We start from the raw sequence: 12,240 nt of genomic DNA on the forward strand, positions 1-12,240 counted from the left end.
TCCCCGCTTCCGCGTCCCGCTTCCCTGCCGTCCTGCTCCCCTGCTGTCCTGCCGCCCTGCCGCTCTACTTGTCGATGTCCCCCACCACGAAGAACATCGACCCCAGGATCGCCACCATGTCCGAGACCAGTGTCCCCGGCAGCAGCTCGGTGAGCGCCTGGATGTTGTTGTACGACGCCGAACGCAGCTTCAGCCGGTACGGCGTCTTCTCGCCCTTGCTGACCAGGTAGTACCCGTTGATGCCGAGCGGGTTCTCGGTCCACGCGTACGTGTGCCCCTCGGGCGCCTTGAGTACCTTCGGGAGCCGCTGGTTGACGGGGCCCGGGGGCAGGTCGGCGAGCCGGTCGAGGCAGGCCTCGGCGAGGTCGAGAGAGTGGTACGTCTGCTCCAGGAGGCATTCGAAGCGGGCGAGGCAGTCGCCCTCCTCGCGGGTCACGACCTTCAGGACGTCCGCCAGCTCGCCGTACGCGAGATACGGCTCGTCGCGGCGCAGGTCGAGATCGACGCCCGAGGCTCGGGCGATCGGCCCGCTCACCCCGTACGCGTGCACGGCCGCCGGGGAGAGGACACCGACACCGCGCGTGCGGCCGCGGAAGATCTCGTTGCCGAGCACCAGGTCGTCGAAGCGGTCCATGCGGGAGCGCACGTCGGCGACGGCGCCGCGCGCGCGCGTGGTCCAGCCCGCCGGAAGGTCCTCCTTGAGGCCGCCCACGCGGTTGAACATGTAGTGCATGCGCCCGCCGGAGACCTCCTCCATGACGTGCTGGAGCTCCTCGCGTTCGGTGAAGGCGTAGAACACCGGTGTGATGCCGCCGAGTTCCAGCGGATAGGAACCGAGGAACATCAGGTGGTTGAGCACCCGGTTCAGCTCCGCGAGCAGCGTGCGCAGCCACACCGCGCGCTCGGGGACCTCCATGCCGAGCATCCGCTCCACGGCGAGGACCACGCCCAGTTCGTTGGAGAACGCCGACAGCCAGTCGTGGCGGTTGGCCAGCATGATGATCTGCCGGTAGTCCCGCGCCTCGAACAGCTTCTCCGCGCCCCGGTGCATATAGCCGATCACGGGCTCCGCGCTGGTGATGAGCTCGCCGTCCAGGACGAGCTTCAGCCGCAGCACGCCGTGCGTGGACGGATGCTGGGGCCCGATGTTGAGCACCATGTCGGTGCTCTCCGCGGCGCTGCCGATACCGACCATGGTCTCCGTCGTAGGAGTCATGAACACAGTCTCCCCTACGTACGCTGTGGCCATGGAGACGGGGAACCCGCACGACACGGGTACAGCGGGACCGGAACAGCCCGCTGAGGCGACGGCGACCACGGAGACCACCGGGACGACGACGGGACCGACGGCGAAACCGGCCGCGCCGACGGAGGCGGTGGAGCCGGTGGGGCCAGAGGTCCCTTCCGGCGCGCCGTCGGTCCCCGGCGACGAGCCGAAGTGGATCGCACTGCCACCGGGGCTGCTGAAGGTGCGCCGACTGATGCTGGTGGTGTGGCTGGGACTGCTCACTCTGGCCGCCGGGCTGGTCCCGGGCCTGCTGGCCGGCCCCGGCTGGGCCGCGTTCGCCCTGCCGCCGCTGGCCCTGCTGGTCTGGGGCTGGGTGATGCTGGAGCGCAACTGGCGCTCCTGGCGGTACGCCGAGCGCTCCGACGACCTGCTGATCAGCCGGGGCGTCCTGTGGCGTCGGGAGACGGTCGTGCCGTACGGGCGGATGCAGTTGGTCGAGGTGACGTCGGGGCCCCTCGAACGGCACTTCGGGCTGGCCAGCGTGCAACTGCACACGGCGGCCGCGGCGACCGACGCCACCATCCCCGGTCTCGTCCCGGCCGAGGCGGAACGACTGCGCGACCGGCTCACCGAGCTGGGCGAGGCCCGATCGGCGGGGCTGTGACCGCCCCACAGGCCCCCGAGACCGTACGCGAGCGGCGGCCCGTGCTCGAGCGCCGGCTGCACCCCGTCACACCGCTCAGGCGGGCGTGGGCGCCCGTCGCGGTCATCATCGGGTGGGCGCTGCACGACCCGGACCAGGCACAGCGCCAGCTGACCCGGCTGACGACGACCACCCTGCTGATCGGGCTCGGTGTCCTCATCCCGGCCGCCGCCCTCTACGGCTTCCTGACCTGGTGGTTCACCCACTTCGCGGTGACCGACAGTGAACTGCGCATCCGCACCGGACTGTTGTTCCGGCGTACCGCGCACATCCGGCTGGAGCGGATCCAGGCCATCGACGTCACCCAGCCGCTGCTCGCGCGGGTCGCGGGCGTGTCCAAGCTCAAACTCGACGTCATCGGAACGGACAAGAAGGACGAGCTGGCCTTCCTGGGCGCCGACGACGCCCGCGCGCTGCGCGCCGAACTGCTCGCGCGGGCGGCCGGTTTCGCACCCGAGACGGCACACGAGGTGGGCGAGGCTCCGTCCCGGCAGCTGCTGCGCGTGCCGCCCGGCGTCCTCGCCCTCTCCCTCGTACTGACCGGTGCGGCCTGGGTCTGGCTGATCGTCGCCGTCGTCGCGCTGCCGCTGCTGTGGATGGCCACCCACAGCCTGTGGACGCTCCTCGCCGCCGCCGTCCCGATGGCCGGCGCGGTGGGCGCGAGCAGCGTCGGCCGGTTCGTCACCGAGTACGACTGGACCCTGGGCGAGTCGCCCGACGGACTGCGGATCGACCACGGTCTCCTCGACCGGGTGCACGAGACGGTGCCGCCGGGGCGGGTGCAGACCGTGCGGATCGTGGAGCCGCTGCTGTGGCGGAGCCGGGGCTGGGTGCGGGTGGAGCTCGACGTGGCGGGCTCGTCCAACTCCCTGCTGCTGCCGGTCGCTCCGCGCGAGATCGCCGAATCCGTCGTCGCGCGGGTGCTGCCCGGCGTCGGAGTGCCGTCGCACGCGGAGCTCTCCCGGCCGCCGCGGCGCGCGCGGTGGTGCGTCCCGGTGTGGTGGAGCGGCTACGGACTCGCCGTCACCGGCACCGTGTTCGCCGCGCGGCACGGCCGGCTGACCCGGACCGTCGCGCTGGTGCCGCACGCCAAGGTGCAGAGCGTACGGCTGGTCCAGGGCCCCTGGCAGCGCGCCCGGGGCGTCGCGGACGTCCATGTGGACACCGGGGCCAACAAGTCCGTGGTGGCCCGGCTCCGGGACGCCCAGGAGGCGGCGGAGCTGCTGCGGGCCCAGGCGGAACGGTCCCGGACCGGTCGCCGGGACGCCCGCCCGGACCGGTGGATGGCCTGACCCGGCCGCCCGGCACCCGGCGCCGGGCCGGACACGCGAACGGGGTCCCGCACGTCTCCGGTGCGGGACCCCGTTCGCGTCGCCCCGTTCGCCGTGGGGCGGGTCTGCCGTGTGCTCTCTCTGCCGTCAGGAGACCGCGCTGCGCAGTCCCTTCGTACCGATCCCGGTCCCGGCCTCGGTCCCGGCCTCTGCCTCTTCGTCCGCCGGCTCCGGCTCGTCGTGCGCCGTCAGGTCGATGACCTGGCCGACGCCCCGCGCGTGGTCGGCCGGCTCGAACTCCGGATCGGCCTCTGCCGTGTGCGGGGCCGGCGTCTCCGCCTCGGCCACGTCGGCGCCCTCCGCCTCGTTCTGCGTACCGAAGAAGTCGAAGGTGCCGTCGGACACCGGGCGCCGCACGGGCTCGGTCGGCGGTGCCACCGCGACCGCGGTCGGCACGGTGAAGTGCCCGGCGGGCCGCCGCACGGAACTGCCGGGCGGGGCAGGCAGGACAGGCTGTGCGGACTGGGTCGGCTGCTCGGGCGTGGTGCCGGTGTCCGAGCCGGAGGAGGCGGTCGCGCGTCCGCGCTCGGCCATCGCCTCGGACCGCCCCTCCGCCTCGCCCCCCTGCGGCTGCTGCGGCTTCCTCGCCCTGAAGGGCTCGGGGTCGTCGTCCTCGGGGGCGCCGGCGCTCCGGGTGGACCCGGCGGTGTCCTCGGGCCCGGTGTCCTCCCTCGTGGACGCGGAGTCACCGCCCTTCGCCGGGTGGCCGACCTGAGGGGTGCCGGCGTCGGCCGGCGCGTCGTCGGCCGGCGTCTCCACGGCCTCCACGTCGGTCACGTCGGTGGCATCGGTGGCATCGGTGGCATCGGTGGCATCGGTGACGTCCCGCGCGGGGCGGTCGTCCCCCTCGTCGTTGTCGGCGAGCCGTGCCAGTGCCGCGTCGGCCCGCAGGAACAGCGTGGACCCCGCCGGCGAGAAGACCTGGGGAGCCTCCGGCTGCCCGGCCTCCTCCCCACCGTCCGCGGTTGCCCCGGACTCGGTTGCCCCGGACTCGGGGACCTCGGGCTCGGGCACGGTCGTCGTCCCGCCCTCGGTCCTGGCCGTCGGAACGGTCGCCTTGTCGTCGGGGGCGGCACCGGACTCGGCGACCGACGGTCCCGCCGTCAACGCGCGGGCCGGAACCGTCGCCTCGATCTCGAGCACCCGGCGCTCCTCCAGGACCGTCGCCCGGCCGGTCTCCGCCGCGGCGTACCGCCTGAGCAGTGCCGCGTGCTCATTGCGCAGCCCGGCCAGCTCCGTGCGCTTGGCGCGCAGCCGGTGCTCCAGCTTGAGGCGCAGCTCGCGCGACTCCTCGAGGTCGGACTCCAGTTCGGCGACCCGTTCCTCGAAACGCCACTCGTCACTGGCGCGCGCGCGTGTGAGGTCGGCGACCTGCTTGCCGGCCTGGGCGTCCCAGTGCCGCATGACGACCGCACCGAGGATCGCCACGGCCGCCGCGGCAGCGGCCAGGAGGCGAAGCGTCATCGGTTGTGTGAACACCCAGGGCCCCAGGGCGCAGACGAGCGAGACGCCTGCGATCGCCGACGGGGGAAACATCCTGTGCAGGGGCGGGGAATGACGGTGACGTCCACGTGGCATGGCCAGAAACTTACCGCGCGTAGGCGAATGTTGGAGCCCCGCCCCGTAAAAACAAAGCCATACCGAGGCTTTCACAGGGCATCGGGGAACTCCGCCGAACCGTGAATAGGCCCGCGCCGCAATTATCAAGATCGTTTTCCGGGCGGAAAGCCGGTTTCGTTACGCCCCGCCCCGCACCGGATCGACTCCCGTGCCGGCACTGGGCCCGCCCCGCACCCGGCCCGGGCCCGTCCCGCACCGCCCCTCCGGCATCCGCGGGTCCATTCGGGCTTCCGCCCGAAAAACCTACTCCCGGGTAAGGAAGGCGTACCCGAGGCGCACCCGAGTCACGTCCCAAGGCACCCCCATCCCGACCCCGCCGCTTTCCGGGACGACCGACGAGATCCGGATACGCCCACCGGCCGTCTCACGCCCGCCGGAATACCGGGCCGCAGTCCGGCTCCGGCGCTTCGGGCTCCTGGACCCGGGTCACGAGCTCCGCGGAGCCGGCTTCCGGCCGCGTCCCCCTGATCCAGGTGCTTCCCGGCCCCGTCCTGGGCCTACGCTGAACATATGAGCAACAGGAGCGGACACCTTCACGTCTCGGGCCTTCCCCATTGGGGCCGCTGCGCGGTCATGGGCGTCGTGAACGTGACGCCCGACTCCTTCTCCGACGGTGGCCGCTGGTTCGACACGACGACCGCCGTCAAGCACGGCCTCGACCTGGTCGCCCAGGGCGCCGACCTGATCGACGTCGGCGGCGAGTCCACCCGCCCCGGCGCCACGCGTGTCGACGAGGCCGAGGAACTCAAGCGCGTCATCCCCGTGGTCCGTGGGCTCGCCTCCGAGGGCGTCACGGTCTCCGTCGACACCATGCGCGCCTCCGTCGCCGGGCAGTCCCTCACGGCGGGCGCCGCACTCGTCAACGACGTGAGCGGCGGTCTCTCCGACCCCGGCATGATCCCCGTGGTCGCCGAGGCCGGTGCCCCCTTCGTCGTCATGCACTGGCGCGGCCTGCTGGAGGGCGACAACGTGAAAGGCACGTACGACGACGTCGTCACCGAGGTCGTCGACGAACTCCGCGCGCGCGTGGACGCCGTACTGGAGGGCGGTATCGCCGCCGACCGCGTGATCGTCGACCCCGGGCTCGGCTTCTCCAAGGGAGCCGACCACGACCTCGCCCTCCTCGCCCGTCTCGACCGCCTCCGGGGGCTCGGCCACCCGCTGCTCGTGGCCGCGTCCCGCAAGAGGTTCCTCGGCCACGTCCTGGCCGGCCCCGACGGCGCGCCCCCGCCCGCCCGGGAGCGCGACGCGGCCACCGCCGCCGTCTCCGCCCTCGCCGCTCAGGGCGGCGCCTGGGCGGTCCGCGTGCACGAGGTGCGCGCCACCGCGGACGCCGTACGGGTCGCCCACGCCATCGAGCGGGCACGCACCCCGGACGGCACGCCTCCCGTACCCGGCGCGCACGGTGCCGAGGGAGCCCGGTGAGCGCCCCGCACACCGATGTCGAGCAGGTCGAAGCCAGCAACGCCGCCTTCTACGAGGCCCTCGAGCAGGGCGATTTCGAAGAGGTCGCGTCGCTCTGGCTGGCCCCGGCCGACCTGGGCGTCGACGAGACCTACCACGACCCGGCGGACGCCGGCGTGATCTCCTGCGTGCACCCCGGGTGGCCGGTACTCACGGGCCGCGGCGAGGTGCTCCGGTCGTACGCCCTGATCATGGCGAACACCGACTACATCCAGTTCTTCCTCACCGACGTGCATGTCTCCGTCACCGGCGACACCGCCGTCGTGACCTGCACCGAGAACATCCTCAGCGGCGGCCCCGCCCCGGAGGCCGGCGAGGAACTCGGCCCCCTGCTCGGGCAGCTGGTCGTCGCCACCAACGTGTACCGGCGCACCCCCGCGGGCTGGAAGCTCTGGTCCCACCACGCCTCCCCCGTCCTCGCCGAGGACGACGAGAGCGAGGACTCCGAGGCCCCCGACGACACCGAACCCCCCTCCTGAGCGAACAGACCGGCCACCGGACCGGATCGACCACCGGACCGGACCACCGGGCCGGCCCGGACCGACCACGGGACCGGCCGGACCCGGCTGATCACAGGACCCGGCCGGAGCCCGTCATTCCCCTCCCCGCCCGGGAAGGGATTGACATCGCCCCCGTGCGGGTAGGGGCCGCTACCTGTCCGTGAGCCCCCGGTCTTCCCGGGGAAAACGCACGGTGAAATCTCCCGGCACGGACCGGACCCGCCCACCTCGGGGTTCGCCCTGTCGGTACCCGCGGGTAAATTCGACCGAGGCAGGGGCGCCGTCCCCACACGGCACCGACCGGCCGCACCGACGACTTGCAGGAGTGGATTCGTGTGGATCGTGTCGCGTTGCACGGCCTGAGGGCCCGTGGGCACCACGGTGTGTTCCCCAAGGAACGCGAGGAGGGCCAGACCTTCATCGTGGACCTGGTCCTCGGCCTGGACATCCGGCCGGCCGCGGCCCACGACGATCTGACCAGGACCGTGCACTACGGCATCGTGGCGGAGGAGGTCGTGGCGGTCGTCCAGGGCGAGCCCGTCAACCTCATCGAGACGCTCGCCGAGCGCATCGCACAGGTCTGCCTCAAACACGACGTGGTCCAGGAGGTCGAGGTCCGCGTCCACAAGCCGGACGCACCGATCACCGTGCCCTTCGACGACGTGACCGTCACCATCATCCGGAGCCGCGCATGACCAGGCCGTCCACCCAGGGCCATACCGACCCGACCGTCCAGCCCGTCCCCGCCTCCGTGGTCGAGCGGGTGGACGCCGCCGACACCACCCTGCACAACCCGAAGCGGGCCGTCGTCTCCCTGGGCGCCAACCTCGGCAACCGGCTGGAGACCCTCCAGGGGGCCGTCGACGCCCTGGAGGACACCCCCGGCATCCGGGTCAAGGCGGTTTCGCCCGTGTACGAGACGGAGCCGTGGGGCGTCGAGCCCGGCAGCCAGCCCTCGTACTTCAACGCGGTCGTGGTCCTGAGGACCACCCTGCCCCCGTCCTCCCTGCTGGAGCGGGCCCACGCGGTCGAGGAGGCCTTTCACCGGGTGCGCGACGAGCGCTGGGGCCCGCGCACCCTGGACGTGGACATCGTCTCCTACGCGGACCTCCTCTCCGACGACCCGCAGCTGACCCTCCCCCACCCCCGCGCCCACGAACGCGCCTTCGTGCTGATCCCCTGGCACGACGTCGACCCCGAGGCCGAACTCCCCGGACGCGGACCCGTCGCCGCCCTGCTGGACACGGTCGCCCGGGAGGGCGTCACGCCCCGCGACGACCTGGAACTCCGGCTGCCCGAGTAGCCGTTAAGGTCGACAGGACCGCATACCGGGGTACCGGGGGAACCGAAGGGACACCGTGAGAGAGCTGCGCATCCGGGTGCTGGCCGGCGTCTTCGTCGTTGCCGGGATCCTGTCCTGGGCCGGCGCCCGCCTCTGGAACTCGCTCGGCACCCTGCCGAGCGTTCCGCTGGCGGCGCCCGTCGTCCTCGCCCTGATCGCCGTGGTCCTCACGGCCACGGCGCTGTCCCTGCGCGCCCGCCTCAGGGACCAGCGCGAGCGCCGCCCCGGCGCCAAGGGCGTCGACCCGATGATGGCGGCCCGCGCGGTCGTCTTCGGCCAGGCCAGTGCCCTGGTCGCCGCCCTCGTCGCCGGGATGTACGGCGGCACCGGCGTCTTCCTCCTGGAGTCCCTCGACATCCCCGCCCGCCGCGACCAGGCCATCTACGCGGGGGCCTCGGTCGTGGCGGGGATCGCCGTCATAGCGGCGGCCATCTTCCTGGAGCGCGTCTGCAAGCTCCCGGAGGAGGACGACGACCACAACGGCAGAGGCACGGCCCCGGCCGCCTGACGTCCGCTCAGCGCGCCATGATCAGGCTCATCGCCTCGTTGCGCGTCGTCGCGTCCCGCAGTTGCCCGCGCACGGCCGAGGTGAGGGTCTTCGCGCCGGGCTTGCGGATGCCCCGCATCGACATGCACATGTGCTCGCACTCGACCACCACGATCACCCCGCGCGGCTCCAGGATCTCCATCAGGGAGTCCGCGATCTGGGTGGTGAGTCGTTCCTGCACCTGCGGACGCCGGGCGTAGACGTCCACGAGCCGGGCCAGCTTGGACAGCCCCGTGATCTTTCCGCTGGTGGCCGGGATGTACCCGACATGGGCCACACCGCGGAACGGCACCAGGTGGTGCTCGCAGGTCGAGTACACCTCGATGTCCTTCACGAGCACCATCTCGTCGTGGCCGATGTCGAACGTCGTGGTCAGCACGTCCTCGGGCTTCTGCCACAGGCCCGCGAATATCTCCTTGTACGCCCTCGCCACCCGGGCCGGCGTCTCCTGCAGGCCTTCCCGGTCGGGGTCCTCGCCGACCGCGATCAGCAGTTCACGTACGGCGTTCTCGGCCCGCTTCTCGTCGAACTCGCCGAAGGTGGCCTCGCCGTCCAGCGTCACGGGGTCGGTCATGTAGTGCCTCGTTCCTGTGCCTGCGCGCGTCGGGAGGACGCGTCCTCAACTGCGGATACACAAAAAATGCCGCGCCCCCCAGGCTAGAACCAGGGGGGCGCGGCATCCATTCCGGGCCCGGTGGGGCCGCCGGGAGAACCGGTCAGCTCTCGGGACGGTCCTCCGGAGCCGGCTCGGGCACCGGCTCGGGCTCCGCGATGGTGCTCTTCACGGTCGAGATGGCCGGCGTCGCGCCGTTCGTCCCGTTCGTCAGTGCCAGCTCCTTGGGGGAGAGCACCGGCGGGCGGGTGGACGGCGTACGGCGGGAGGATCCGGTCCAGGCGGGCCTGGCCGGGCGCTTGACGATCGACGCGAAGACCTCGGCGATCTCCTCCTTGCCCAGCGTCTCCCGCTCGAGGAGCGCGAGGACCAGGTTGTCGAGGACGTCCCGGTTCTCGACCAGGATCTCCCACGCCTCGTTGTGCGCGGTCTCGATGAGCTTCTTGACCTCTTCGTCGACCAGCGCGGCGATCTCTTCCGAGTAGTCGCGCTGGTGACCCATCTCACGCCCGAGGAACGGCTCCGAGTTGTCGCCGCCGAACTTGATCGCGCCGAGACGCTCGGTCATTCCGTACTGCGTGACCATCGCGCGGGCCAGGCCGGTGGCCTTCTCGATGTCGTTGGCCGCACCGGTGGTCGGGTCGTGGAAGACGAGCTCCTCGGCCGCGCGGCCGCCCAGCATGTAGGCCAGCTGGTCCAGCATCTCGTTGCGCGTGGTGGAGTACCTGTCCTCGTCCGGCAGCACCATCGTGTAGCCGAGGGCACGGCCTCTCGACAGGATCGTGATCTTGTGGACGGGGTCGGCGTTCGGTGAGGCCGCCGCGACCAGGGCGTGTCCGCCCTCGTGGTACGCGGTGATCTTCTTCTCCTTGTCCGACATGATCCGGCTCCGCTTCTGCGGGCCCGCGACCACTCGGTCGATCGCCTCGTCCAGCATGTGGTTGTCGATCAGCTTCTGATCGCTGCGCGCGGTCAGGAGCGCGGCCTCGTTCAGCACGTTGGCCAGGTCGGCACCCGTCATGCCGGGGGTGCGGCGGGCGACGGCCGACAGGTCGACGTCCGGAGCGACCGGCTTGCCCTTCTGGTGGACCTTGAGGATCTCCAGCCTGCCCTGCATGTCCGGGCGGTCGACCGCGATCTGACGGTCGAAGCGGCCGGGACGCAGCAGAGCCGGGTCGAGGATGTCGGGCCGGTTCGTGGCGGCGATGAGGATCACGCCGCCCTTCACGTCGAAGCCGTCCATCTCGACGAGGAGCTGGTTCAGGGTCTGCTCCCGCTCGTCGTGACCACCGCCGAGGCCGGCACCGCGATGGCGGCCGACCGCGTCGATCTCGTCGACGAAGACGATCGCCGGAGCATTGGCCTTGGCCTGCTCGAACAGGTCACGGACCCGGGAGGCACCGACACCGACGAACATCTCGACGAAGTCGGAACCGGAGATCGAGTAGAAGGGAACGCCGGCTTCGCCCGCGACGGCGCGCGCGAGCAGGGTCTTGCCGGTGCCGGGCGGACCGTACAGCAGCACGCCCTTGGGGATCTTCGCCCCGACGGCCTGGAACTTGGCGGGCTCCTGCAGGAACTCCTTGATCTCGTGGAGTTCCTCGACCGCCTCGTCCGATCCGGCGACGTCGGAGAACGTCGTCTTCGGCGTGTCCTTGGTGATGAGCTTCGCCTTGGACTTGCCGAACTGCATGACGCGGGAGCCGCCGCCCTGCATCTGGTTCATCAGGAACAGGAAGACCACGACGATGAGGACGAAGGGCAGCAGCGACAGCAGAATGCTCACGAACGGGTTCTGCTTCGACGGCGAAACCGTGTAGCCGTCCGGGATCTGCTTGTTCTGGAACTTGTCCTGCAGCGTGCTGGCGATGGTGACGCCCTGGTCACCGATGTAGCTCGCCTGGATCTTCGAGCTGTCCTTGACCTTTTGGCCGTTCTTGAGCTCGACCTTGATGATCTGCTCGTCGCCGGTGGTCAGCTTGGCCGACTTGACTTTGTTCTCGTTGATCGCCTGGACGACCTGGCCGGTGTCCACCGTCTTGTAGCCGCCGGACGAGCCGACGACATTCATCAACACGACCACGGCGAGGACGGCCAGCACAATCCACATGACCGGCCCACGGAAGTATCGCTTCACGTCCATCCATACGGAGCGGTGTCGCCCCGTCCCTCCTGCCATAGTGAGTTTGATAAAGACTGTTCTTCGGACGGTACCCCAGCATTGTCCACCGAAGCTGCGTGGGACTGCCGGCATTCGCGTCCACGCATGCTCCAACGGCGCGGACGCCGCCGGGGTTCCCGATCACATACGGCGCCGCGGCCGCGGTTGCTCAGCCGCCGTAGACGTGAGGCGCGAGCGTACCCACGAATGGGACGTTGCGGTACTTCTCGGCGTAGTCCAGGCCGTAGCCGACGACGAACTCGTTGGGGATGTCGAAACCGACCCATTCCACGGCGATGTTGACCTTGGCGGCCTCGGGCTTGCGCAGGAGCGTGCACACCTTGAGGGAGGCGGGCTCGCGCGAGCCGAGGTTGGAGATCAGCCATGACAGGGTCAGGCCGGAGTCGATGATGTCCTCGACGATCAGGACATGCTTCCCCTTGATGTCGGTGTCGAGGTCCTTGAGGATCCGCACCACACCGGAGGACTGGGTGCCCGCCCCGTACGAGGATACGGCCATCCAGTCCATCGTGACCGGAGTGGACAGCGCTCGGGCGAGGTCGGCCATGACCATCACCGCGCCCTTGAGGACGCCGACGATCAGCAGTTCCTTGTCCGCGTACTCCGCGTCGATCTTCGCGGCCAGCTCAGCCAGCTTGGCGTCGATCTCTTCCTTGGTGATGAGCACCTTCTCGAGGTCGGCACCCATGTCTTTCGCGTCCACCCGCATC

General features: G+C 71.0%; 12 protein-coding genes. 7 read left to right on the forward strand and 5 right to left on the reverse strand.

What is annotated here, in order from left to right; genetic code table 11:
• Window positions 1-64 precede the first annotated feature (64 nt).
• Window positions 65-1,216, reverse strand: coding sequence for an NADH-quinone oxidoreductase subunit D (locus tag ACFYQA_RS11070; protein ID WP_388914762.1), 1,152 nt, complete (start codon window positions 1,214-1,216; stop codon window positions 65-67).
• A 265-nt stretch (window positions 1,217-1,481) separates the two neighbouring features.
• Between ACFYQA_RS11070 and ACFYQA_RS11075 the strand changes: the two genes are divergently transcribed.
• Complete coding sequence (locus ACFYQA_RS11075) at window positions 1,482-1,892, forward strand: PH domain-containing protein (protein ID WP_388915132.1); 411 nt, start codon at window positions 1,482-1,484, stop codon at window positions 1,890-1,892.
• Window positions 1,889-3,223, forward strand: coding sequence for a PH domain-containing protein (locus tag ACFYQA_RS11080; protein ID WP_388914765.1), 1,335 nt, complete (start codon window positions 1,889-1,891; stop codon window positions 3,221-3,223). Before ACFYQA_RS11075 ends, ACFYQA_RS11080 begins: the two co-directional genes overlap by 4 nt.
• A gap of 126 nt (window positions 3,224-3,349) precedes the next feature.
• Here ACFYQA_RS11080 and ACFYQA_RS11085 read toward each other — a convergent pair whose 3' ends face one another.
• Window positions 3,350-4,840, reverse strand: a complete 1,491-nt coding sequence (locus tag ACFYQA_RS11085) for a hypothetical protein (RefSeq protein ID WP_388914768.1) — start codon at window positions 4,838-4,840, stop codon at window positions 3,350-3,352.
• Window positions 4,841-5,392: 552 nt separating this feature from the next.
• On the opposite strand from ACFYQA_RS11085, the gene folP reads away from it, so the two are divergent.
• From folP to ACFYQA_RS11110, 5 genes are all read left to right on the forward strand, one after another.
• Window positions 5,393-6,307 carry a dihydropteroate synthase gene (gene folP, locus ACFYQA_RS11090; protein ID WP_388914771.1) on the forward strand — a complete coding sequence of 305 codons (915 nt, stop codon included), beginning with the start codon at window positions 5,393-5,395 and terminating at the stop codon, window positions 6,305-6,307.
• Window positions 6,304-6,825 (forward strand): nuclear transport factor 2 family protein, encoded by a 522-nt coding sequence (locus ACFYQA_RS11095; RefSeq protein ID WP_388914774.1) that lies wholly within the window; start codon window positions 6,304-6,306, stop codon window positions 6,823-6,825. The genes folP and ACFYQA_RS11095 overlap by 4 nt, the downstream gene beginning before the upstream one ends.
• A gap of 356 nt (window positions 6,826-7,181) precedes the next feature.
• The gene (folB, locus tag ACFYQA_RS11100; protein ID WP_332429661.1) at window positions 7,182-7,541 is read left to right on the forward strand and encodes a dihydroneopterin aldolase; all 360 of its coding nucleotides are present in this window, start codon (window positions 7,182-7,184) and stop codon (window positions 7,539-7,541) included.
• On the forward strand, window positions 7,538-8,149 hold the full coding sequence (folK, locus tag ACFYQA_RS11105) for a 2-amino-4-hydroxy-6-hydroxymethyldihydropteridine diphosphokinase (RefSeq protein ID WP_388914778.1): 612 nt from the start codon (window positions 7,538-7,540) through the stop codon (window positions 8,147-8,149). Before folB ends, folK begins: the two co-directional genes overlap by 4 nt.
• Before the next feature lie 55 nt (window positions 8,150-8,204).
• The gene (locus ACFYQA_RS11110; RefSeq protein WP_388914781.1) at window positions 8,205-8,696 is read left to right on the forward strand and encodes a DUF3180 domain-containing protein; all 492 of its coding nucleotides are present in this window, start codon (window positions 8,205-8,207) and stop codon (window positions 8,694-8,696) included.
• A 7-nt stretch (window positions 8,697-8,703) separates the two neighbouring features.
• Here the strand turns inward: ACFYQA_RS11110 and folE are convergent, their stop codons facing one another.
• The 3 genes from folE to hpt form a co-directional block, all read right to left on the reverse strand.
• Complete coding sequence (folE, locus tag ACFYQA_RS11115) at window positions 8,704-9,309, reverse strand: GTP cyclohydrolase I FolE (RefSeq protein ID WP_388914784.1); 606 nt, start codon at window positions 9,307-9,309, stop codon at window positions 8,704-8,706.
• Window positions 9,310-9,451: 142 nt separating this feature from the next.
• Entirely contained in the window at window positions 9,452-11,491 is a 2,040-nt protein-coding gene (gene ftsH, locus ACFYQA_RS11120) for an ATP-dependent zinc metalloprotease FtsH (protein WP_388914787.1), read from the reverse strand.
• Between the two features lie 187 nt (window positions 11,492-11,678).
• A complete protein-coding gene (hpt, locus tag ACFYQA_RS11125) occupies window positions 11,679-12,239 on the reverse strand; it encodes a hypoxanthine phosphoribosyltransferase (RefSeq protein ID WP_388915135.1) in 561 nt (186 codons plus the stop codon).
• Between the last annotated feature and the right edge of the window lies 1 nt (window position 12,240).

This window comes from Streptomyces sp. NPDC005774 (genome assembly GCF_042871645.1).
Classification (GTDB): Bacteria; Actinomycetota; Actinomycetes; order Streptomycetales; family Streptomycetaceae; genus Streptomyces; species Streptomyces pratens.

What these genes read in the sequence shown, in the direction of transcription:
- ACFYQA_RS11070 (WP_388914762.1), bottom strand. Translation starts at nt 1,216, where the DNA reads ATGACTCCTACGACGGAGACCATGGTCGGTATCGGCAGCGCCGCGGAG.
- ACFYQA_RS11075 (WP_388915132.1), top strand. Translation starts at nt 1,482, where the DNA reads ATGCTGGTGGTGTGGCTGGGACTGCTCACTCTGGCCGCCGGGCTGGTC.
- ACFYQA_RS11085 (WP_388914768.1), bottom strand. Translation starts at nt 4,840, where the DNA reads ATGCCACGTGGACGTCACCGTCATTCCCCGCCCCTGCACAGGATGTTT.
- folP (WP_388914771.1), top strand. Translation starts at nt 5,393, where the DNA reads ATGAGCAACAGGAGCGGACACCTTCACGTCTCGGGCCTTCCCCATTGG.
- folK (WP_388914778.1), top strand. Translation starts at nt 7,538, where the DNA reads ATGACCAGGCCGTCCACCCAGGGCCATACCGACCCGACCGTCCAGCCC.
- folE (WP_388914784.1), bottom strand. Translation starts at nt 9,309, where the DNA reads ATGACCGACCCCGTGACGCTGGACGGCGAGGCCACCTTCGGCGAGTTC.
- ftsH (WP_388914787.1), bottom strand. Translation starts at nt 11,491, where the DNA reads ATGGACGTGAAGCGATACTTCCGTGGGCCGGTCATGTGGATTGTGCTG.
- hpt (WP_388915135.1), bottom strand. Translation starts at nt 12,239, where the DNA reads ATGCGGGTGGACGCGAAAGACATGGGTGCCGACCTCGAGAAGGTGCTC.